Source organism: Neogemmobacter tilapiae, assembly GCF_014652215.1.
Taxonomy (GTDB): Bacteria; Pseudomonadota; Alphaproteobacteria; order Rhodobacterales; family Rhodobacteraceae; genus Neogemmobacter; species Neogemmobacter tilapiae.
Genome location: NZ_BMYJ01000009.1, coordinates 63,351 through 85,270, shown reverse-complemented (window position 1 = coordinate 85,270; position 21,920 = coordinate 63,351). Strand labels below are relative to the sequence as shown.

Genomic DNA, 21,920 nt, shown 5'->3' with positions numbered 1-21,920 from the left:
TCACTCCACCTGATCCAGATAGTCGCCGTAGCCCGCCGCTTCCATGTCGTCCCGATGCACGAACCGCAAGGACGCCGAGTTGATGCAGTAACGCAAACCGCCCCGGTCGCGCGGCCCATCGTTGAACACATGGCCCAGATGGCTGTCGCCATGCGTCGAACGCACCTCCACCCGGATCATCCCATGCGTCGTGTCGCGCAATTCCGTCACATGGGCCGGTTCGATGGGTTTCGTGAACGAAGGCCAGCCGCAGCCCGATTCATATTTGTCGGACGAGGCAAACAAAGGCTCACCCGACACGATGTCCACATAGATCCCCGGATCCTTGTTATACAGCAGCGCCCCTGTCCCCGGCCGTTCCGTGCCGCTTTGCTGCGTCACGCGGTATTCTTCGGGGGAAAGCCGGGCAATCGCCTCGGCCGATTTGGCATAGGTTGTCATGGAACTGATCCCTTTTTTGCGGAATGTTCCATAGATGGCGTCGAAAGGCCAGAAAGCAACGCTAAGCGGGTGATCATGTCAAACCGATCACGCGGATTTGGCCGTAGGATGGGCCATTGGCCCATCAGCCCTACCCCCGTTTCGTCAACCGCAGCAAGGTCATCAGCCCAAAGGGCGGCAAGGCAATTTCTTCCGCCAGTTTCAGATTGTCCTGCCCCAGAACCTGCCCCCGGTCGAAATCCGAATGCCAGCCCAGCCAATCCGCCAAAGGCGCTGCCAGACGTTCGGCCATCGCCACGAACCCCTTTTCCCGCGCAAAATGGTTCACCACGAACAGCGACCCGCCCGGTTTCAGCACCCGCGCCATTTCCGCCATCACCCGTTCCGGCTCCGGCACCACCGACATGATGTGCAAGGCCGCCACATGGTCAAAGGTATTGTCCGCATAGCCCAGATGCCGCGCGTCCATTTCCCGCAGTTCCGCCACTTGGGTCAGGTTCTTTTCCAGAACCCGTTCTTCCGCTTTCGCCAGCATCTCGGGGCTGGCATCGATCCCCGTCACCCGCACATCGCCATTGTAGAGGTCCAGCGACATGCCTGTCCCAACGCCCACCTCTAGCAAGGCCCCGCCCCGCGCATTCACCATTCCCGCCACCCGCCGCCGCCCCGCACTGGTCACCGCGCCAAAGGTCAGGTCATAGACCGGCGCCCAGCGGGCATAGGATTTGCGCATGGCCTGCATGTCCATGGGTCAGCTCTCCGTCTTGGCAGGGCGTTGCCTGCGATGGTGGCGAAACGCGAAAGGCAAGGTTGCCAGATAGACCAGGCCCAACAGGAAAAGCGTAAACCAGGGGTAATTCAGCGCCAGAACCGCCAGCACCACGAATGCCACCAGAATGTAACGGGCGTTTTCGGCATAAACGGTCGAGGATTTGAACGACCAAGTCGGAATCCGGCTGATCATCAGCACGGCAATTCCCACCGTCCACAGCGCCACCACCACGGCGGGCAACCGGAAATCGGTAAAGAATTGCAGATACATCGGCATCAAGGCCAGCAGCGCCCCCGCAGGCGACGGCACGCCCTTGAACCAGACCTTCCCTTCCAAAGCCGGGCTTTTGGATGAGGTGTTGAACCGCGCCAGCCGCAAGGCGCAGCAGATCGCCAGCACCAGCACCGCACCCCAACCCACCCCACCCAGACCGTTCAAGGTCCAGAAATACAGGATGATGCCGGGGGCCACGCCGAACGACAGGAAATCGGCCAGCGAATCCAGTTCCGCCCCAATGGCGCTTTCGCTGGACAACAGCCGCGCCACACGCCCATCCAGCCCGTCCAAAAGCGCCGCCAGCACGATCAGGATCACTGCCGCCTGCACCTGCCCCGACACCGCAAAGCGCATCGAGGTCAGCCCGCAGCACAGGGCCGACAGCGTCAGGAAGTTCGGCAATAGCTGCACCAGCTGCAACTCGCGCCGTTTGCGCGGGGGGGATTCCTCGGTCATTCGCGCCGCACCTGCGTCTGCGCGCCGCTATGCGCCAGATTGGCCAGCACCGTTTCACCCGCCACGGCCACCTGCCCGACGCCCACCAAAGGCAGCACGCCCTCGGGCAGATAGACATCCAGCCGCGACCCGAACCGGATCAGCCCAAAGCGTTCGCCCGCCCGCAATGCCGAACCAACATGGGTGAAACACAGGATCCGCCGCGCCACCAGACCCGCGATTTGCACCACCGCAATCTTGCGCCCGTCCGCCAGTTCGATGGCCAGCGAATTGCGCTCGTTGTCGTCCGACGCCTTGTCCAGCGAGGCATTCAGGAACTTGCCGGGGCGATAGGCGATGGCCGCCACCTTGCCCGCAATCGGGGCCCGGTTCACATGGCAGTTGAACACGTTCATAAAGACGCTGACCCGCAGCAAAGCCTCTGGCCCCATCCCCAGTTCCGGCGGCGGCACGGCCCGTTCGATCAGTTGCACCACCCCATCGGCGGGCGACAGGATCAGCCCTTCGCCCTGCGGGATGAACCGTTTCGGATCACGGAAAAAGTAATAGCACCAGATGGTGGCGATGACGCCAACCCAGCCCAAAGGCTCCCACAGCCAGAACAGCACCAGCGTCACCGCCGCAAAGATCGGCAGAAAGCGCCACCCCTCGGGGTGCATCGGTTTCAGAACAGTGGCAAGCATCGCGCCGGGTGTCGACATATTCGGGCCTTCGTCTTCAAGGTTGCGGCCCTGTTAGCCGAAGCCCGCCCCCGTGACAAACAGAAACGACACTTTCCAGCAAATTGCGACGCAAGGCCGCCCAAGGCCGGGCGGAATCCGCCCAGCGCGTTGATGCCCCGAAAGCCACGTCATGACCAGTCCCGAAGGCAAAACACGCCCTTGCTCTTGGCTTTGCTCCGCCGTCGCGCCATGCTTGGGCTTGAAACCTGCCGACCGGAGTATGGGATGATCTTTGACCTCAGCAAGCCTTTGCCCGCTGCAACATGGCATGATGTTGCTGTTCAGTCCGCCATAATCGAAGGCAAAAGCTGTCTGCGTGTCACACTTTCAGACCGGGCCGCCCAAGGCACCTATGGCGTTGACTACGTCGATCAGCCGACCTTTCTTCAACTGCCCGTCGATTTCATGAACGGCAAGATTGAGGTCGACATTCTGTCAAGGCTCTTGCCAGATGCCCCAGATTACGCGCGGGGCTTTGTAGGCCTCGCATATCGCATAAGCCCCAAGGCGGACCACTTCGAGTCGGTCTACCTGCGTCCGACCAATGGCCTGCGGCTTGATCCGCCCCCACCGCGCGATCAACGCGCGATTCAGTATTTTGCCTATCCGGACTGGAAATTCGACCGTCTGCGCAACGAAGAACCGGACGGCCCTTACGAAGCCGCAGCCGACATAGCCCCCGACCAATGGATCAATTTGACTTTGGAGATCGACCGGAACCAACTGCGCGCCCGCGTGAACGGTGCCCTGACTTTGGACATTGCAACGACAAAGGCCGACCCTGCCTCCGGCGGGATCGGCCTCTGGGTTGATATCGGGACCGAGGGTTTCTTTTCAAACCTCAGAATTGAGCGGCGCTAGCCCACCCTATCCGTGAGCGGCGTCGCCAATCGCGCAATCAGGCCGGAACCACCATCCCCTTGCCCTTGGCCAGATCGCGCATCTTGGCTTGCAGCTTTTCAAAAGCCCGCACCTCGATCTGCCGAATGCGTTCCCGGCTGACGCCATAGCTTTCCGACAGTTCTTCCAGCGTCACGGGTTCATCCGACAGGCGGCGCTGCACCAGAACGTCCTTTTCACGCTCGTTCAGCACCGACATCGCCTGCACCAGCAATTCGCGCCGCGTGTCCAGCTCGTCCTTTTCGGCATAGTGCTGGGCCTGATCGCTGTCTTCATCCTCCAGCCAGTCCTGCCATTGGGTCGAACCATCGCCATCGCTGCCGATCTGCGCGTTCAGGCTGGCATCGCCACCCGAAAGACGCCGGTTCATGTCGATCACGTCCTGCTCGCTCACGTTCAGGTCGGTTGCAATCCGTGCCAGATTTTCTGGCCGCAGATCACCATCCTCCAACGCGCCCACCTTGGCTTTCGCCTTGCGCAGGTTGAAGAACAGTTTTTTCTGCGCGCTGGTGGTGCCCAGTTTCACAAGGCTCCACGACCGCAGAATGTATTCCTGAATGCTCGCCCGGATCCACCACATCGCATAGGTCGCAAGGCGGAAGCCTTTCTCCGGATCAAAGCGTTTCACGGCTTGCATCAGACCCACATTCGCCTCGGAAATCACTTCCGCCTGCGGCAGGCCATAGCCACGATAGCCCATGGCGATTTTCGCAGCCAAGCGCAGGTGTGACGTCACCAACCGGTGGGCCGAGGCCGAATCCTGATGATCGACCCAAGCCTTGGCCAACATGTATTCTTCTTCCGGTTCCAACAGCGGAAATTTCCGGATTTCCTGCATATACCGGTTCAGCCCTTGTTCCGGGCTCGGTGCAGGCAGATTTGCATAGGTGCTCATAGCGCCCCCCATATGTGCTGCCGTCCATCATGGCCCGGCAGGACAGCAACGCTAGGCCTGTTATCGCCTTCACGCAAGGCGCGACCTTAGCTTCATTTGATGAACAATGTGTGTATCCCCGCACAGTTCCGTAAGAGGGCTGAAATATGGATAACAAAACTGTCAAGTTTAGTTTCGGCGCGCCGTCCAACCGCCTTTCAGGGGGCATCGAGCCCCCATCAAGGCGGGGGGCTTTCGGCCCCCACGGGCGCTTTGCGCCCTCCCCCCGAGGATATTTTCAAAGAAAAGATCCAAATGCGGGAAAGAAATTGTTAACCCGCCTGATGCAGATTGAACGGGCGGTACAGGCAGGGATGCCGATGACCGTAAGAGAAGATGGCCCCGTTCAGCAGCGCTGAACGGGGTTCTTTCATCTCATTCCATCTTTTCTTTTCAAATATCCCGGGGTCCGGGGCAGAGCCCCGGCGGCGCAAGCCGATCGCAACGGCAACGCGCGGCGCGGGCGCGACGCTGTGGCCCGTGCCACCTCAACGCGCCGCCTCCACCCTATCCCCGCAGCGCCACCAGCAGCGCCTGCATATCCCCCGGCAAGGCGCTTTCAAACGACAGCTCCTCACCCGTCACCGGATGCACGAAACCCAAGGTCGCCGCATGCAGCGCCTGGCGCGGAAAAGCCTCGGCCAGTTCCGCCCCCGGCAAACGACCCGGCAACCGCCACGCCCCGCCATAGGTCGGATCGCCGATCAGCCCATGCCCCGCATAGGCCATATGCACCCTAATCTGATGCGTCCGCCCGGTTTCCAACCGGCATTCCACCAGCGACACCGCCCCTTCGGCCAGTTCCTCAACCACCCGCACCCGTGTCACCGCATGACGCCCCTGATCCCAGACCACTGCTTGTTTCTGCCGGTCGGTCTTATGCCGCGCCAGATGCGTTGCAATCCGCAACACGCCCCCCGGCTCGAACCCAATCCCCCGCAACCCCACCAGACGCGGATCGGCGGCCGAGGGCACGCCATGCGCCACCGCCAGATAGGCCCGCAGCAACGAATGGTCGCGAAACTGCCGCGCCAGCCCGTGATGCGCCCGGTCGGATTTCGCCACCACCAGCAAGCCACTGGTTTCCTTGTCGATCCGATGCACGATCCCCGGTCGCTGCACGCCGCCTACACCCGACAGGCCCCCGCCGAAATGGTGCAGCAGCGCATTGACCAGCGTGCCGCGCGGGCTGCCGGGGGCCGGATGCACCACCATCCCCGCCGGTTTGTCGATCACGATCAGATCGGCATCTTCCCAAATCACGTTCAGGGGAATGTCTTCCGCCAGCATTTCCGTGGGCAAGGCGGGCGTCAAAAGCAGGATCAGGCTTTGCCCCGGACGCGCCTTGGCCTTGCCATCGGTCAGCGGCAGGCCCGTCTCGGCATCCAGAACCTCACCCTCGGCCAGCATCCGCGACAGGCGCGTGCGCGACAGCGCCGCTTCCTCTGGCACCGCCTGCGCCAAGGCCTTATCAAGACGGTCGGGCGGATTGTCGTCCAATGTCACGATCAGCCGCCCGGGTTCTCCGGTCAGACCTTCATCATCCTCGTCCTCTGCCACGGAATCCGTCATGCAAGACCCTCTCGATGCGCCAGAACCCCGGCTGCCGCCCAGCCTGCGGCTTTTGAAATGGCTGGTGATGGGCCTGACCCTCACCATGATTGCGGGGGTCATAACCGTGGTCGTCCTGCTTGTCACCCGCATGCCCGACTATAGCCCCACGAATTTCCCCGACAATCTGGCGATGCCCGCCGGGGCCGAACCGCAGGCCATCACCCAAGGCCCCGGCTGGACCGGCGTCGTCACCACCGACGGGCGGCTCTTGATCTTTGGCTCGGATGGCGCACTCCGGCAGGAAATCACCGTCGATCTGCCCTAGACGCCCTGCCCGGCATGGGCCAGCATGGCGCAAAAGAGGTGTGCCATGGTTGAAGATTACGGCGTAAGCGATGCAACAGGTCTGGCGGCGCTGGTCGCCAGCGGGCAGGTCTCGCCCACGGAACTGCTGGATGACGCGCTGCGCGCCGTCGAAAGGCTGAACCCCGCTCTGAATGCCGTGGTCTTGATGCAAGAAGGCGTCGCCCGCAAGGCCATCGCACAAGGCTTGCCGCAAGGCCCCTTTCTTGGCGTACCCTTCCTGCTGAAAGATCTGGGGGCCGAGGCGGTGGATTTCCCCTCGCACAACGGCTCGCGCCTGCTCGCCAACACCCGCTATGATCAGGACAGCAGCATTTTCAAACGGATGCAGGCCACTGGCGTTGTGACCTTTGGCCGGACCACCAGCCCCGAGGGCGGCATCGGCACCGCCACCGAATCCGCCGTCTATGGCGCCCCCACCCGCAACCCTTGGAACTTGGACCATACCCCCGGCGGATCATCGGGCGGGGCGGGGGCGGCTGTCGCGGCGGGGATCGTCGCCTTTGCGCATGGGTCGGACGGCGGCGGTTCGGTGCGCATTCCCGCCTCCTGCTGCGGGCTGTTCGGCTTTAAACCCACCCGCGCCCGCCTGCCCGACGGCCCCTATGCCGGTGAGGGCTGGGCAGGCATGGCCATCGACGGTTTCCTGACCCGTTCCGTCCGCGACACCGCCATCATGCTGGATGCCTGCGAAGGGGCCGATCTGGGTGCCCCCTATTGCGCCCCGCCCTTGGGTGCAGGCCATGCCGCCGCCATCAGCCGCCCGCCGCGCCGCCTGCGTGTCGCGGTGTGCGAGACGACCTTCACGGGCGAGGCCATCCACCCCGATTGCCGCGACGCCGTCTTGCAGACGGCCAAACTGCTCGAATCACTCGGCCACCATGTCGAAATGGCCCGACCCCGCGCCGATGTCACGGGCATGATGCGCGCCTGGACCGATCTGGTCGGCGTCGGCACCGCTTTGGCCGTCACCAGCGCCCTGAAGGGGCGGCCCCTGTCGGCGGATCTGGTCGAAGCCGTCGGTCGCGGCGCTGTGGCCTATGCCGCCACCCTGCCCCCCACCCGCTACTTGCAGGCGGTCGGCGAAATCCACGCCTTTGGCCGCCAGATGGCCGCCTTCTTTGAACCCGAGGATGGCGCAGGCCATGACATCCTGCTTTCCGCCACCCTCGCTGAACCGCCCGCCAAGGTCGGCCGCTTCGCCCACGTGACCGAGGATTACGTCGCCTACCGCACCGGCCCGAACGGCATTTTCGCCTATTCCCCCTTCTGCGCTGTCTTCAACGCCTCTGGCCAGCCCGCCGCCAGCCTGCCCTTGGCCCAATCCGCCATCGGCCTGCCCATCGGCCTGCATCTGGCTGCCCCCTTTGGCCGGGATGAGGAACTGATCGCCCTCTGCGCCGAAATCGAACGCGCCGCCCCTTGGGCACACCGCAGGCCCCCAGCGCCGCAGTGATCCATCGAACAGACCAATCCATCCCCGCCCACAAATCGGGCAATGCCGCTTTCAGCGGCAATTGCCGTCGCAAAACCGCTTGCTTCCTGAACCCACCCCGTCAAATATGATCAAAACACCGCGCATCCCGCGCATCAAAAACCCCCGCGTTCTGCGCAAGGAGGTGCTGCTTGGATCTGGCAATCGAGGCGCTGGATGTCGTCAAGGCTTTCGGTCAGGGCACATCGGCGGTCAGGGCTTTGGACAATGTGTCGGTCGGCATCCGGCGCGGCGAATTCTTCACCCTTCTTGGCCCCTCGGGCTGCGGCAAGACCACGCTGTTGCGGCTGATCGCGGGGTTTGAGGCGCCGACTTCCGGCCAGATCCTGCTCGACGGGGCCGACATCACCGCCCTGCCCCCCAACCGCCGCCCGGTCAACACCGTCTTTCAATCCTACGCCCTGTTTCCCCATCTGACCGTCGCCCAGAACGTCGCCTTCGGCATGGAAATGCAGGGCCGCCCCAAGGCCGAGGTCGCCCAACGCACTGAACGCATGCTGGCGCTTGTCCGGCTGGACGCCTTGGCCGCACGCAAGATTGGCCAATTGTCCGGCGGCCAGCAACAGCGCGTCGCCCTTGCCCGCGCCTTGGCCCCCGAACCCCGCGTGTTGCTGCTGGATGAACCGCTTTCCGCGCTTGATCTGAAACTGCGCCGCGAAATGCAGGGCGAATTGAAACGCCTGCAACAGGAAACCGGCATCACCTTCATCTTCGTGACCCATGATCAGGAAGAGGCCCTCACCATGTCCGACCGCATCGCCGTGATGCAGTCGGGCCGCGTGCAGCAGGTCGGCGCCCCCCGCGACATTTACACCAAACCCGTCAACCGCTTTGTCGCGGATTTCATTGGCGAGACGAATTTTCTGGAGGCCGTGGGCGAAGCTGCGGGCTGGCGTCTGGCTTGCGGGGTTCTGATCCCCGGAACTGCCACCCCCGGACAAAGGGCGACGCTGGCACTCCGCCCCGAACATCTGCGCCCCGCGCCCGAAACGGGCGACCTGCCCCTGCCCGCCCGGATGGAACGCGCCGTCTATTCCGGCACCGACACCCATTGGCACCTGCGCCTGTCTTGCGGCACGGCCCTCACGCTTCGCCGCCCGAACAGCGACGCCGCCACAGCCGCCCCGCCCAATCCCGGCACCGACATCACGCTGGGTCTGAACCCCGCCCTTGTCCAACGGCTGGAGGATTAGGCGATGACCCCAGCCGCCACAGGCCAGGCCGAGGCCGCCCGCCGCCGCGCCAGCGCCCGCAATGGCTGGCTTCTGTCGGCGCCGGCTCTGCTGATCCTGACCCTCTTCGCCTGCGGCCCGCTGCTCATCGTTCTGGTCTATTCCTTCCTGACCCCCGGCCAATACGGCAATGTCGTCGGTGAATTTTCCCCCGATGGCTGGATCGGCGTGCTTTACAGCCGCGACATCTTTGACGACACGCTGGTTCTGGCCGATGCCCATCTGACCATCTTCTGGCGCTCGGTCAAACTCTCGCTCATGACCACGCTCATCACCTTTGCCTTGGGCTTCCCGACCGCATGGTTCATCGCCACGCGCCCCCCCAAGGCCCGCGCGATGTGGCTCTTCCTGATCACCATTCCCTTCTGGACCAACCTTCTGATCCGCACCTTTGCCATCAACGAGGTGATCCGCAACGACGGCATCATCAACAGCCTGCTGATCTGGGCGGGTCTGATCGACCAGCCGCTGCGCATGATCTACACCGATGGGGCCGTTCTCGCGGGCATGGCCTATGTCTATCTGCCGCTCATGGTTCTGCCGCTGTTTGCCGCCATCGACCGTTTCGACATGCGCCTGCTTGAGGCCTCTTATGATCTTTACGCCAGCCGCTGGGCCTGCCTGCGCCGCGTCATTCTGCCCATCGTCCGTCCCGGCATTGTCGCGGGATCGATCCTTGTCTTCGTCCCCTCGCTTGGCGCCTATGTCACCCCCCGCGTTCTGGGCGGCGGCAAGAACATGATGATCGGCAATTTCATCGAATTGCAGTTCACCCAGGGCCGCAACTGGCCCTTGGGTGCCGCCCTGTCCATCCTGCTGCTGGTCGTCGTGGCCTTGGCCCTGATCCTTTACGTCCGTGCCGCCGAGGGCGGTGAAAGCGAAGGTCGCCATGGCTGACCGCCGCTTTCAAGTCGCCCGCCTGCCGGGCTTCGCCACCATCGCCGTTCTGGTGTTTCTGGCGCTGTATCTGCCCATCCTGACGCTGGTCGGCTTTGCCTTCAACGCTGAAAACTCCATCTCGGTCTGGGGCGGCTTTTCGCTGAAATGGTTCGCCGCCGCCTGGAAAAATCAGGCGGTGCAGGATGCCGCCCTCCGCTCGCTCACCATCGCCACGCTGTCGGCGCTTATCGCCACATCCGTCGCCACCTTGGCGGCCTTGGGCACCACCCGCAGACCCGCCTTTCGCGGGCGCGGCTTTATCTATGTCATGATCAACCAGCCCCTGATGGTGCCGGAAATCGTCACCGCCGTCGCCCTGCTGATCCTGTTCGGTATCGTCAAACAGGCCACCGGCTATCAGGGCCTTGGCTACCTTGTCGCCGCCCATTCCGCCTTTTGCATTCCCTTTGCCTATCTGCCCATCCGCGCCCGTCTTGCGGGCATGGATGCCAGCCTCGAAATCGCCGCTGCCGACCTTTACGCCAGCCCCATCGCCACCTTCCGCCGCGTGACCCTGCCGCTTCTGGCCCCCGGCATCATGGCGGGCGCCATGCTGGCCTTCGTCATCAGCCTTGACGATGTCGTCATCACCGAATTCGTCAAATCCGGCGGACAAGACACTCTGCCCACCTATATGCTGGGCCAGATGCGCCGCGCCATCACGCCCGAGGTGAACGCCATTTCCACCCTTCTGCTGGCCCTCACCGTGGCCCTGCTGACCGCCTTCTTTCTGCTGACACGCCAAAAAGACTGACCAAATGGGGAGTATCAAGATGACACGTTTTCTGACCACCGCCGCCCTGCTGCTGGGCACCACGGGCCTTGCCCAGGCCGAGGGCACGCTGCAACTCTACAACTGGGGCAACTACACCAGCCCCGAACTTCTGGCCAAGTTTGAGGCTGAGACCGGCATCAAGGTCACCGTCACCGACTATGACAGCAACGATGTGGCCTTGGCCAAGATCGAGGCGGGTGGTCATGGCTTTGACCTGGTCGTGCCTTCAGCCAACTATGTGCCGATCTGGGTTGAAAAAGGCCTCGCCGTCGAATTTGACCTAAGCAAGCTACCCAATCACGCCAACATCGCCCCCGAATGGAAAGATGTTGAATGGGACAAGGGCCGCACCCATTCGATCCCTTGGCAATGGGGCTCCACCGGCATGGCGGTGAACACCGCCGTCTATGGCGGCGACATCAACACCAGCGCCGTCTTTCTGAACGTGCCTGACGAATTGAAGGGCAAGATCAACGTCGTCCCCGAAATGAACGACATCGTGAACCTCGCCGTCATGGCCAATGGCGGCCAGCCGTGCAGCGAAGATACCGTGGTGCTGAAAGCCGCCCGTGACGCCCTGCTGGCGGCGAAACCCGACTGGCTGTCGATGGACTATGGGGCCACCGAAAACCTGTCGAACAACAACTGGGCGGCCTCGGTCAACTGGAACGGATCGACCATGCGTGCCCGTCTGGCCAATCCGACCGTCGCTTACGGCTATCCGAAAGAAGGCTATCCGCTGTTCATGGATTCCGTGATGCTGCTGTCCGACGCGCAGAATGTCGAAGAGGCGTATAAATTCCTCGATTTCATCATGGTGCCGGAAAACGCCGCGATGATCTCGGCCTTTGCGCGCTATGCCAACGGGATCGCCGGTTCGGAACCCTTCATGCCCGAAGACATGAAAACTGCGCCCGAGGTGATGATCCCCGAGGAATTCAAGGCGGCAGGCGTCTTCCTTCCGACCTGCGGGCCGAAGGCGCAGGAATACATCACCGCCATCTGGACCGAACTGCAAAAGTAAGGCGCTGCGATCAGCGTTGAAAGGCGGGGGTTTCACACCCCCGCACCCCCGTGGGATATTTCAAAAGAAAAGATGAACATTCATGAACTGGGCCTTGCCGGCCTGACCGGCGCAATCCGCGCTGGGGCGGTTTCGCCTTCCGAAGTCATGGCAGCCACGCTCGACCGCATCGCCCGCGTCAACCCCGCCCTGAATGCCGTGGTCTCGCTTCTGGACGCCGATCACCTGATGGCACAGGCCCGCGCCGCCGATGGCGTTGCTGGCGTTGCTGGCGTTGCTGGCGTTGCTGGCGTTGCTGGCGGCCCGCTGCATGGCGTGCCTTGGGCCGTCAAGGATCTGGTCGCCACAGCCGGCCTGCGCACCACCTGGGGCTCGCCCCTCTATGCGAACCACGTGCCGCAAAAGGACGATCTTCTGGCCGCAAGACTGCATGCCGCGGGCGCGATCTTTATCGGCAAGACCAATGTCCCCGAATGGGGTCAAGGCAGCCACAGCTACAACCCAGTCTTCGGCGTCACCCGCAACCCCTATGCCACCGACCGTTCCGCCGGGGGATCCTCCGGCGGGGCCGCCGCCGCCTTGGCCGCGCGGCTGGTCGCCGGGGCCGATGGCTCTGACATGATGGGCAGCCTGCGCAACCCCGCCGCCTTTTGCAATGTCTACGGCTTTCGCCCCAGCTGGGGCCTGATCCCCCAAGATGCCGTGGGCGATACATTCCTCGCCACCCTCGCCACCGATGGCCCTATGGCGCGCGACATTGACGATCTGGCGCTGATCCTGCGTGTCATGGCGGGCAACCACCCCGCCACCCCCTTTGGACGCGGCGATTTCACCGGCATCGAACCCGTCGATCTGCGCGGCCAGCGCATCGGCTGGCTGGCCGATTGGGGCGGGGCCTATCCGATGGAACCCGGCATTCTGGACCATTGCGAAACCGGCCTGAACCTTTTCCGCGATCTGGGGGCCACCATCGAACCCCTTGCCCCGCCCTTCCCCGCCGACGCCCTTTGGCAATCCTGGACAAGCCTGCGATCTTTCCTCACCGCCGGGGGCAAACGCGCGCTTTGGGAAAACCCGGAAACCCGCGTCCAGCTGAAACCCGAAACCCTTTGGGAAATCGACCAAGGCCGCGCCATCACCGCCGAGGCGCTTTATAAAGCCAGTGAGACCCGCTCCCGCTGGTATGCCCGCGCCGCCCGGCTTTTTGAAACCTATGATGCGCTGATCCTGCCTTCGGCCCAAGTCTGGCCCTTTCCCGCCACATGGGATTGGCCGAAATCCATCGCGGGCCAGACAATGGACAGCTATCACCGCTGGATGGAGGTGGTCATTCCCGCCTCGCTTGCCGGACTTCCCGCCCTTGCCCTGCCCTGCGGGCTGGGGGTCAGCGGCCTGCCCATGGGCTTGCAACTCATCGGCCCCGTGGGTTCGGATGCAAGGCTGCTGGGCATGGGGAAAGCCTATCACAAGGCCAGCGATTGGCCCGGTCGCCTGCCGCCGGACTTGCCCGTTTGACCACGGAAAGCTAGGGCTGGGGCATGATCCTTTATCGCCTGCTCCTTACCCTCATCTTCCCGCTGCTTGTCCTGCAAGCCCTCCGCAAGGGCGGCCTTGGCGAACGGCTGGGCGGCGGTGCTGCCTCCCCTCCCGGCCTCTGGGTCCACGGCGCATCTGTCGGTGAACTCACCAGCGCGCGGGGCCTGATCACCGCCTTGGCCGCCGATGAACCGATTGTCGTCACCTGCAACACCGCCACCGCCCGCGCCATGGTGCAGGGCTGGGCCATCCCCGGCGTGCAGGCCCGCTTTGCCCCCTTTGATCTGCGCTGGTGCTTGGCCCGCTTTCGCCGCCGCCATCAGCCCCGCGCCCTGATCCTGATCGAAAGCGAGCTTTGGCCCAACCGTATGCTGGCCATGGCCGGGCACCTTGCCATGGTCGGCGCCCGTATTTCCGAAGGCTCCGCCGCAGGCTGGGCAAGACGCGCCCCCGGCCTCATCCGCCAGATGCTTTCGGGCGTCACCTGCCTGTCCGCCCAGGATCAGGCCAGCGCCGCCCGCTTTACAGCCCTCGGCCTGCCCCCGGATCGCCTCGCCCCCAGCCTTATGCTGAAAACCGCCGTCAGCCTGCAAACCCGCCCTTTGCCCTTTGAACCGCCCGGCCCCCGTGACACATGCCTGCTCGCCGCCAGCACCCATCCGGGGGATGAAGCCCTGATCCTCGCCGCTTGGCCCACGGCCCAGACCGCAGGCTTTGAAACCCTCATCCTCGCCCCCCGCCACCCTGAACGTGGCGATGCCATTGCCCAGCTTGCCCCCATGGCCCGCCGCTCCAAAGGCGACGTGGCGACGAAGGGCGTCTATCTGGCCGACACTTTGGGCGAGATGGACTATTGGTATCGCATGGCCGGCACGACCATCATCGGCGGATCCTTCACCGACCGGGGCGGCCATACCCCCTATGAACCCGCCGCCTATGGCTCGGCCATCCTCCACGGCCCCGACACCGCCAATTTCAGCGAAGTCTTTGCCGCGCTCGACAGCGCCAACGCCGCCCTTGCCACCACCGCCGAAAACCTTGGCCCCACCCTAGCCCAACTGACCAGCGCCCGGCAGGCCGCCCTCCGCCAAGCGGCGCAAAGCCTGCTGGCCGAAACCGCCGACCTTGGCCCCCTTTTGGACCGCCTTCGCCGCGCTTTGCCCTAGGTCAGCGGATATTCCGCCAGAATCTGATACTGCGACCCCGGCCAGGATTGATACAGCGCGAAACCATCCACCCGCCAAGCCGCCGTCCGAAACCCGATATGGCTGACCACCGTCCGCTCAATCGCCCGTGCCTGATCCGCGTTCGGTCGCCGCAGCCGCGCCAGGGTCACATGCGGCACAAAGCGTTTCGCCGGGATCGTCACCCCCGCCCGCCGCGCCGCCGTTTCCACCTTGGCCTGCATCGCCACCAGGGCCGCATTCTCGGCAACCCCCGCCCAAACCGCATGCGGCTTGGCCCCGCCAAACACATCCAAACCCGACAGCGTCAGATCAAAGGCAGGCAACCGCAAAGCCTCCATCGCCTCATGCACCGCCTGCAACCTGCCGCTATCCACCTCATCCAGAAAGGCCAGCGTCAGATGCAGGCTCTCCTCGGGCATCCATGTCGTCAGATCATCCGGCAAATCCAGCATCGCCTGCACCTGCAACAGCGGGCGCAGGGCTTCGGGCGGCATCGGCAGGGCAAGGAAACAGCGCATAGCCCACAGCTAGACGAAACCCGCCAGACGATCCACCCTCCTCAAGCGCCCCGCCCCCGCCGCGCGATTTTGTTCGATTTTGCAAAGGACGAAGATCCAAACCGCTCATCCAGCCGCTTTTTGTGACAATCGAGTCGGATTTGCACCATTCCAAGGCTTGAATCGCCGTCATAGGAACATAGTTGATAGACATAATCCGACCAACGATTCATACTTATCCACAGGTTTGAACCACAACAGATTGGCCGGTCAGGCAAAGATGAACAAGATGCGCGATCCCATCCAGAACGAAAGGGCCGTCCAACTGGGCGCTTTGTGCTGGCGCGTGGATCATGGCATGGTTCAGGTTCTTCTTGTCACCAGCCGCGAAACCGGGCGCTGGGTCATTCCCAAGGGCTGGCCGATGAATGGCAAAAGCCATGGCGATGCCGCCCTGCAAGAAGCCTATGAAGAGGCCGGCGTCAAAGGCCGCTTGGGGCCGATGCTGGGCGATTATGCCTATGACAAGGTGAAACACCGCGATCAGCCCAAGGCCCGCCTTCTGCCCTGCCGCGTGCAGGTGCATGGCGTTCAGGTCACAGCGCTGGCCGAAGACTTCCCCGAGGCGCGCGAGCGCCGCCGCGAATGGGTCAGCCTGTCCGAGGCGGCGCTGCGTGTCGATGAACCGGGGCTCAAGGCCCTGCTGTCGGGTTTTCAGCCACAGGCTTGAACTCGAGCTGGAAATCCTTAGGTTCCCCCTGTTCGCCAAGGTGTTCCGCCCGATGATCCGCTACAGCCTATCCTGTTCCAACGGCCATGACTTTGAAAGCTGGTTCCCCTCGGGTTCCGGCTATGACGCCCTGCATGCCAAGGGGCTGGTCACCTGCCCTGAATGCGGCTCGGCCCAGGTCGAAAAGGCCCTGATGGCCCCCCGCGTGGCCCAGATGGAACCCAAGGCCCGCCTGCGCGGCGAGGCGACCGAACGCGAAAAAGCGCTCGCCGAACTCCGCCGAAAGGTCGAGGAAAATTCCGAATATGTCGGCATGAACTTTGTCGCCGAGGCCCGCGCCATGCACGAAGGCGACAAGCCCGAACGGTCCATCCACGGCGAGGCGCGGGCGGATGAGGCGCTGAAACTGCTGGAGGACGGCATCCCCGTCGCCCCCCTGCCCTTCATGCCCAAGAACAAGGCGAACTAGCGCCCGAACTCTAAAAATTTTCGACGAAAATTTTTAGAGTGTTCCCGCTCAGATCTGCTTCTCCGGCATCTGCACCCGCAGCCCATCCAGCGCGTCCGAAACCTTGATCTGGCAGGTCAGTCGCGACCGCACCGGGTCGGGCGACCAGGCGAAATCCAGCATATCCTCTTCCATCGCGTCCTTCTTCGGCAGCTTGTCCACCCAAGCGGCATCGACATAGACATGGCAGGTCGAACAGGCGCAGGCCCCGCCGCAATCGGCCTCGATCCCCGGAATGCCGTTGTCCCGCGCGCCTTCCATCACCGTCATGCCATTCCTGACCTCGACGACATGTTCCCGCCCGCTGTGTTCGACATAGGTGATTTTCGCCATGGCTACCTTCCTTCGCTGCGCCCTGATCTAGCGGCAAAGTGCCGGCATTCACAAGGCCCCGACGATCACCCTTTTGCGGGCAAAAGGAAATCCAGCACAGCGGGCAGGCGGGCCTGCCAGAAGGTTTCGAAATGCCCCGCGCCCTTGTCGACCCTGACCATCAGGTCGTCGCCCGCAACATAGCCTTTGGCCAGCAGGCTCTCTGTCAGCGCAATATGGCTGTCGGGGTAAAAGGCATCCAAATCCTCGGTGCCCCGATCCAGCCAAAGCCTTGTGCCCCCCGGCGCGGGGAAATGCGCGGCCGCCGCCTTGCGCCAAGCCGCCGCCAGCCGCTTGCCACCATCCTCGGGGAACGGCCCAAAGTCAGGCGCCTGCGAGGCCGGGCCGAACAGCACCAGATGCGCCGACAACGCCGCCCCCGCCGCAAAGACATCGGGCCGCGTCATCAGCGCCTCGACCGCAATCGTGCCACCCATCGACGCCCCTAGGATCATCGCAGGCCCCTGTGCCAAGGCCATCCGCCCCGCCGCCATCGGCAGCAGCTCCTCCGCCAGAAAACGCAGATAGGCGTTCGACGCCAAGGGCCCTTCGCAACTGCGCAGCACCAGATCGGCCATTTCGCCGTCCAGCGCCGCCAGAACGGTTTCGGAATTGTATTCCATCGACCGTGCCGCGCCCGAATGCACCGCCACGATCCGCGCCGCCTGCCCGCCCTTTTCGATATGCGCCTGCATCGCCCGGTCCAGCTCCCATGCCGTGCCGCTGTAGGATGCCGCCGCGTCAAACAGGTTGCCCCCGTCTTGCGCCACGATCACCGGCAGCGGTTCATCCAGCGGCACCACATCGGCAGGCGGCTGCCACAGCGTCACCGCCCGCGGCCCGACATGGGCCGAGGTGACCTCGGGCAGATATTCGATGCTTCCCCAATCCGCTTGCGGTGCGGCCAAGGCCGGAAAGGGCAGCAGCGGGGCAAAGACGGCAGCGGTTCCAAGGGTCAGGCTCTGGCGACGGGTCAGCATGGGGTTCCTTTCGTTTCCCTTTGGCTAGGCGATTTCCCCCGCCCCGTCGTTGCGCGCCAAGGTCAAATCCTGTTGCCCCGAGCCCTGCCGCACCTGCGAGGGCGGCAGGCCGAAATGCCGCCGAAAGGCCTGCGAAAAGGCCGAATGCGATTCATAGCCCAGTTGAAAGGCCACATCCGACACCCGCCGACTGTCATGCGACAGCACGACCCAGGCATGGGCCATCCGCCGCTGATGCAGCCAGTCGCTGACCGACAGCCCGTAAATCCGCGCCACATGCCGCTTGAAGGTGGATGCCGAACAGCCCGCCAGACGTGCCAGATCGGGCAGGCCGGGATTGTTGCGCCAGTTCTGCTCCAACACCTCGCCAATCCGCTGATCTGGGCTGGCCACCGCGCTGGCCGCCCACAGCGCCAGAACATCCGGCCCGTTGTCCTCGACCGCTGCCAGCAGGAATTGTTGCAGGATCACCTCGGCCATCGCGGGGCTGGGCGCGCCCCGCTCGATCAGATCGCGCGTGCCCCCGGCCAACAGCGCCAGCCGCCCGCCTTGCCGCAGGGCCACATGGGCCCCCGCCACCGCGCCCTGCGCCACCAGACCCAACCGCGCCATCGCGCGGGTCAGGGCGGCCGGGCGAAAGAACAGCATAAAGGATTGGTAATCCGCGCTGTCTTCGGTCTCCACCCTTTGGCCCGCACGATAGGCCAAAGCCTCACCTGCCCGGAAATCCGCAACTACAGGACCATCGGTCAGGCGCTTTTGCCCCGCCATGATCACGCTGATCGCAGGCCAGGAAAAGACCAAGGCCATATGCCCCGGTCGCCCTGCCCCCCGATGCGGATAAAACAGGACATCGGGCCCCGGCCCGTCTTGCAGCAGCACATCGGGCAGAAAGAAAGCATGCGCGGTCATGCGCCATCCTGCCCCGACTTGTCGCTAATAGGAACCCAGTTTCACATTCTTGACCCGCGCCAGTTCCACCCCGTCCGCCCCATGCGCCGTTACCGTCACCGCATAGACATGCTCGCGCCCACCCGAACAGGGCGGCAGATAGCCCACACTGGCATATTCCCCCCGCGCCCTTGGCGCGCTGAACATCCGCACCCCGTCCGGCAGGGCATCGGTTTCCCCCGGCAGAGCGGCAATCGCCACATCGCCCGGCGCGGTAGCAATTTCGACCACCCCGTGCCCCCCGTCAAAGGCCAGACTGGGATAGCTCAGGTCATTGAACCACAGACGCAGCGCCACCGCCGCCTCGGGCACCCCTGTCACCTGCATCGGCGGCGTATCCCCTGATCCGTCTTGCAACCGGCAATGCTGGCCCGCGGGAACCGTCACACCATCCCAAGGGGCCAGCAGCGCCACTATCATTTCCGCCTGCGCAGGCAGGGCCGTTATCATCAGGGCGATCATTAGGCGCATCTTTTCCTCCGGTTTTGCGCCAGATTAGGCGTTCAAACCCGCCCCGTCCTGTTGCCCCCCGCGCAAATCCTGTTGTGCAAAGACCAAACAAAACGGCGGGCGAAGGTTGCCCTTCGCCCGCCGCCCGCAAACCCCGCCGTCACGGCAGCGGGATCGCGTTATTCTTCTGCCGGGGCCATCGCCCCATCCTCCACCGACACCGCCACGAAACGCGGGTTCCCCCCCGTCCGCACCAACAGAAGCAGCGACTTGCGTCCGCCCTCCTTGGCCTCGGCAATCCGGTCCTCCAGATCCTTCACCAGAACCACCGGCTGTTGCCCGGCCTCGGTGATCAGATCGCCCTCACGCAAGCCTTTCGCAAAGGCTTCAGACGTGCCGTCCACCTTGACCACCAACAGCCCCTTGGTCGCCGGATCAATCCCCAGCTCCGCCGCCTTCGCATCATCCAACTCGGTCACCGTCATGCCCAGGATCATCGCCTCAGCCGGTTTCGCAGGCTCACCCGAGGTCAGAACCGTCGTTTCCGCCTCGGCCTCCTCGCGCCGGCCCAAGGTCACCTGCACGGTTTCCGTCTTGCCTTCGCGCAAGATCACCACCGGCACCGCCTCGCCAATCGGCGCATCGGCCACACGGCGCGTCAGATCGCGCACGTCTTTCACCGAACCGCCATCAAAGCTGGTGATCACATCGCCCGCCAAAAGCCCCGAATCCTTGGCCGGACCATCGGGAACATCGGTGATCAGCGCCCCTTCGGCCACGGCCAGACCCATCGCTTCGGCCACATCCGGCGTCACATCCTGAATCCGCACCCCCAGCCAACCGCGCCGGGTTTCCCCGAATTCACGCAACTGATCGACGACCTTGGTCACCACATTCGACGCCATCGAAAAGCCGATGCCAATCGACCCACCATTCGGCGACAGGATCGCGGTGTTCACCCCGATCACCTGCCCATCCATGTTGAACAACGGCCCGCCCGAGTTGCCCCGGTTAATCGCCGCATCGGTCTGGATATAATCGTCATAGGTGCCCGACAGCTCGCGGTTCCGCGCCGAAACGATCCCTGCGGAAACCGAAAAACCCTGCCCCAGCGGGTTGCCCATCGCCACGACCCAATCGCCCACGCGCATCAGATTGCTGTCACCAAAGCTGACGAACGGCAGCGGCGTCGGGCTTTCCACCTTCAGCAACGCGATGTCGGTTTTCGGGTCCGTCCCGATCAGTTTCGCATCCAGTCGGTTGCCCGAAAAGAACTCGATCTCGATCTCATCCGCGCCTTGGATGACGTGGTTGTTGGTCACGATGTAACCGTCTTCGGAAATCACGAACCCCGAACCCAAGGCCTCCGACCTTTGCGGTCCATCCGGCGCATCACCGTTCCGCTCCATGAAATCGCGGAAGAATTCGTCAAACGGGCTGCCTTCCGGCATCTGCGGCCCGCCGTCCATCGGCGAGGCGATGACCGACGACGTGGTGATGTTCACCACCGAAGGGCTGATCTGTTCGGCCAGATCGGCAAAGCTTTCGGGCGCGCCACGGCTATGGCCAGGCAGCGCGGGCATCACGGCCAGCATCAGCCCAAGACCGATGGCAGCCAGGAAAGAAGTGCCCCGCATCCGCGCCACATCGGCAGCGTTCTCGCGGGGGAAGGTCACGGCGACAGAGGGCACCTGAGGGCTCCTTTCACAATTCAGACAAGGCACGGATCAAACCGCACCAAAGCGATGGCACGAACCTAGGCCGCGCTTGCACGAATTGCAAAGCAGGTTTCAACTTCTCAATCGCTTGTGAAATCGCGTGCGAGGGGCGAGGGGCGAGGGGCGAGGGGCGAGGGGCGAGGGAAGGTTGGGCCCAGAAAGATGGAAAACAAAAGCCATTTGTGATAACCGGATGGTGATTTCATCACGCCGTATTGGAGAGAACCATGGCCCGTTTCACCTATTTCCCCGCCGACCCCTTTGAAGCCCCGCCTATTGGGGGTCAGACCTATATTGCCATCGTCCTTCCCACGGCCCTGACCGATGTACATCTGAACGGCAACACGCTGCGTCTGGATGGCGGCTTTGCCGCCAGCGTGAACTATATCGGATCGGGCTTTGGTCTTTCCGTGGTCGGCGGTGTTGCGGATGTCACCGCAGGGACGATCAACGGCCTGAATATGCGATACGAAGGGCGGCAGGTGCTGAAGGTCACCGGCCTGAATGTCAATGCCGAGGCGATGTTCAATTTTCTGCAAGCCGATAACTATCTTGGCTACTTCAACTTGATCGCCAAAGGCCATGACCGCGTCGATGGCACCAACCTTGCCGATGCTATCTCGGCTTGGACCGGCAATGATACCGTCTATGGCGCCGCCGGGTCGGACAGTGTCGATGGCTACAACGGCAAGGACGTGCTTTATGGCGGCGCAGGCGCAGACACCCTCAACGGCCAAAAGGGGCAAGACATTCTCTTTGGCGGCAAAGGGGCAGACGTCTTTCTCTTTGACGAAGCGCCCGGCCTCGCCCATCACGACCTGATCCGCGATTTCAAACCTGGCGTCGATGAAATCCACCTCGACAACGATGTGTTTACCGAGATCGGGCCGCTCGATGTTCTGGCCGCCGAATCCTTCCGCACCGGCAGCGCTGCCGTCGATGGCGACGACCGCATCATCTATCAGAAATCGACGGGCTGGCTGTTTTACGATCCCGATGGCTCAGATTTCGCGGAAAAGATCGCCTTTGCCCGCGTCAAGGCAGGGCTGACCCTGACCGCCAGTGATTTCGTGGCCATTGACTGAATCAAAAGGGCCGGTGCATCGCA

At 63.5% G+C, this 21,920-nt stretch carries 23 protein-coding genes and 1 pseudogene; 12 read left to right on the top strand and 12 right to left on the bottom strand.

Going from position 1 to position 21,920, the window contains the following annotated elements; translation table 11 throughout:
* From msrB to IE095_RS14170, 4 genes and pseudogenes are all read right to left on the bottom strand, one after another.
* On the bottom strand, positions 1-441 hold the full coding sequence (gene msrB / locus IE095_RS14185; protein WP_189412330.1) for a peptide-methionine (R)-S-oxide reductase MsrB: 441 nt from the start codon (positions 439-441) through the stop codon (positions 1-3).
* A 130-nt stretch (positions 442-571) separates the two neighbouring features.
* Complete coding sequence (locus IE095_RS14180; RefSeq protein WP_189412329.1) at positions 572-1,189, bottom strand: class I SAM-dependent methyltransferase; 618 nt, start codon at positions 1,187-1,189, stop codon at positions 572-574.
* A gap of 3 nt (positions 1,190-1,192) precedes the next feature.
* Positions 1,193-1,945, bottom strand: a complete 753-nt coding sequence (gene pssA / locus IE095_RS14175) for a CDP-diacylglycerol--serine O-phosphatidyltransferase (protein WP_189412328.1) — start codon at positions 1,943-1,945, stop codon at positions 1,193-1,195.
* A pseudogene (locus tag IE095_RS14170) lies at positions 1,946-2,628 on the bottom strand (phosphatidylserine decarboxylase); the annotation flags it as partial.
* A gap of 228 nt (positions 2,629-2,856) precedes the next feature.
* Between IE095_RS14170 and IE095_RS14165 the strand changes: the two are divergent.
* Positions 2,857-3,528: a LamG domain-containing protein gene (locus IE095_RS14165; RefSeq protein ID WP_229804802.1), complete on the top strand. Its 672-nt coding sequence runs from the start codon at positions 2,857-2,859 to the stop codon at positions 3,526-3,528.
* 37 nt (positions 3,529-3,565) lie between these two features.
* Here IE095_RS14165 and rpoH read toward each other — a convergent pair whose 3' ends face one another.
* Positions 3,566-4,462 carry an RNA polymerase sigma factor RpoH gene (gene rpoH / locus IE095_RS14160; protein WP_189412326.1) on the bottom strand — a complete coding sequence of 299 codons (897 nt, stop codon included), beginning with the start codon at positions 4,460-4,462 and terminating at the stop codon, positions 3,566-3,568.
* Positions 4,463-5,008: 546 nt separating this feature from the next.
* The gene (locus IE095_RS14155) at positions 5,009-6,073 is read right to left on the bottom strand and encodes an RluA family pseudouridine synthase (RefSeq protein WP_189412325.1); all 1,065 of its coding nucleotides are present in this window, start codon (positions 6,071-6,073) and stop codon (positions 5,009-5,011) included.
* Here IE095_RS14155 and IE095_RS14150 point away from each other — a divergent pair.
* From IE095_RS14150 to IE095_RS14115, 8 genes are all read left to right on the top strand, one after another.
* The gene (locus tag IE095_RS14150) at positions 6,072-6,380 is read left to right on the top strand and encodes a DUF6476 family protein (RefSeq protein ID WP_189412324.1); all 309 of its coding nucleotides are present in this window, start codon (positions 6,072-6,074) and stop codon (positions 6,378-6,380) included. The genes IE095_RS14155 and IE095_RS14150 overlap by 2 nt on opposite strands.
* Before the next feature lie 45 nt (positions 6,381-6,425).
* Positions 6,426-7,874, top strand: coding sequence for an amidase (locus tag IE095_RS14145; protein WP_189412323.1), 1,449 nt, complete (start codon positions 6,426-6,428; stop codon positions 7,872-7,874).
* A gap of 170 nt (positions 7,875-8,044) precedes the next feature.
* Complete coding sequence (locus IE095_RS14140) at positions 8,045-9,106, top strand: ABC transporter ATP-binding protein (RefSeq protein WP_308428905.1); 1,062 nt, start codon at positions 8,045-8,047, stop codon at positions 9,104-9,106.
* 3 nt (positions 9,107-9,109) lie between these two features.
* Positions 9,110-10,042, top strand: a complete 933-nt coding sequence (locus tag IE095_RS14135) for an ABC transporter permease (RefSeq protein WP_189412322.1) — start codon at positions 9,110-9,112, stop codon at positions 10,040-10,042.
* Positions 10,035-10,838: an ABC transporter permease gene (locus IE095_RS14130; RefSeq protein ID WP_189412321.1), complete on the top strand. Its 804-nt coding sequence runs from the start codon at positions 10,035-10,037 to the stop codon at positions 10,836-10,838. Before IE095_RS14135 ends, IE095_RS14130 begins: the two co-directional genes overlap by 8 nt.
* Before the next feature lie 19 nt (positions 10,839-10,857).
* Positions 10,858-11,883, top strand: coding sequence for an extracellular solute-binding protein (locus IE095_RS14125; protein WP_189412320.1), 1,026 nt, complete (start codon positions 10,858-10,860; stop codon positions 11,881-11,883).
* A gap of 72 nt (positions 11,884-11,955) precedes the next feature.
* Positions 11,956-13,398 (top strand): amidase, encoded by a 1,443-nt coding sequence (locus IE095_RS14120; protein ID WP_189412319.1) that lies wholly within the window; start codon positions 11,956-11,958, stop codon positions 13,396-13,398.
* A gap of 23 nt (positions 13,399-13,421) precedes the next feature.
* Positions 13,422-14,585, top strand: coding sequence for a 3-deoxy-D-manno-octulosonic acid transferase (locus tag IE095_RS14115; protein WP_189412318.1), 1,164 nt, complete (start codon positions 13,422-13,424; stop codon positions 14,583-14,585).
* Here IE095_RS14115 and thpR read toward each other — a convergent pair.
* A complete protein-coding gene (thpR, locus tag IE095_RS14110; protein ID WP_189412317.1) occupies positions 14,582-15,124 on the bottom strand; it encodes an RNA 2',3'-cyclic phosphodiesterase in 543 nt (180 codons plus the stop codon). The genes IE095_RS14115 and thpR overlap by 4 nt on opposite strands.
* Before the next feature lie 259 nt (positions 15,125-15,383).
* On the opposite strand from thpR, the gene IE095_RS14105 reads away from it, so the two are divergent.
* Positions 15,384-15,833, top strand: coding sequence for an NUDIX hydrolase (locus IE095_RS14105; RefSeq protein WP_189412316.1), 450 nt, complete (start codon positions 15,384-15,386; stop codon positions 15,831-15,833).
* A gap of 52 nt (positions 15,834-15,885) precedes the next feature.
* The gene (locus IE095_RS14100; RefSeq protein WP_189412315.1) at positions 15,886-16,302 is read left to right on the top strand and encodes a DUF1178 family protein; all 417 of its coding nucleotides are present in this window, start codon (positions 15,886-15,888) and stop codon (positions 16,300-16,302) included.
* Between the two features lie 48 nt (positions 16,303-16,350).
* On the opposite strand, the gene IE095_RS14095 is transcribed toward IE095_RS14100, so the two are convergent.
* The 5 genes from IE095_RS14095 to IE095_RS14075 form a co-directional block, all read right to left on the bottom strand.
* Entirely contained in the window at positions 16,351-16,674 is a 324-nt protein-coding gene (locus tag IE095_RS14095) for a 2Fe-2S iron-sulfur cluster-binding protein (protein WP_189412314.1), read from the bottom strand.
* 65 nt (positions 16,675-16,739) lie between these two features.
* Positions 16,740-17,693, bottom strand: a complete 954-nt coding sequence (locus tag IE095_RS14090; protein WP_189412313.1) for an alpha/beta hydrolase — start codon at positions 17,691-17,693, stop codon at positions 16,740-16,742.
* A gap of 24 nt (positions 17,694-17,717) precedes the next feature.
* Positions 17,718-18,605 carry a helix-turn-helix transcriptional regulator gene (locus IE095_RS14085; protein ID WP_189412312.1) on the bottom strand — a complete coding sequence of 296 codons (888 nt, stop codon included), beginning with the start codon at positions 18,603-18,605 and terminating at the stop codon, positions 17,718-17,720.
* Positions 18,606-18,629: 24 nt separating this feature from the next.
* Positions 18,630-19,115 (bottom strand): hypothetical protein, encoded by a 486-nt coding sequence (locus tag IE095_RS14080; protein ID WP_189412311.1) that lies wholly within the window; start codon positions 19,113-19,115, stop codon positions 18,630-18,632.
* 158 nt (positions 19,116-19,273) lie between these two features.
* A complete protein-coding gene (locus IE095_RS14075) occupies positions 19,274-20,731 on the bottom strand; it encodes a DegQ family serine endoprotease (RefSeq protein ID WP_189412407.1) in 1,458 nt (485 codons plus the stop codon).
* Between the two features lie 308 nt (positions 20,732-21,039).
* On the opposite strand from IE095_RS14075, the gene IE095_RS14070 reads away from it, so the two are divergent.
* Complete coding sequence (locus IE095_RS14070; RefSeq protein ID WP_189412310.1) at positions 21,040-21,897, top strand: calcium-binding protein; 858 nt, start codon at positions 21,040-21,042, stop codon at positions 21,895-21,897.
* The last annotated feature ends 23 nt before the right edge of the window (positions 21,898-21,920 follow it).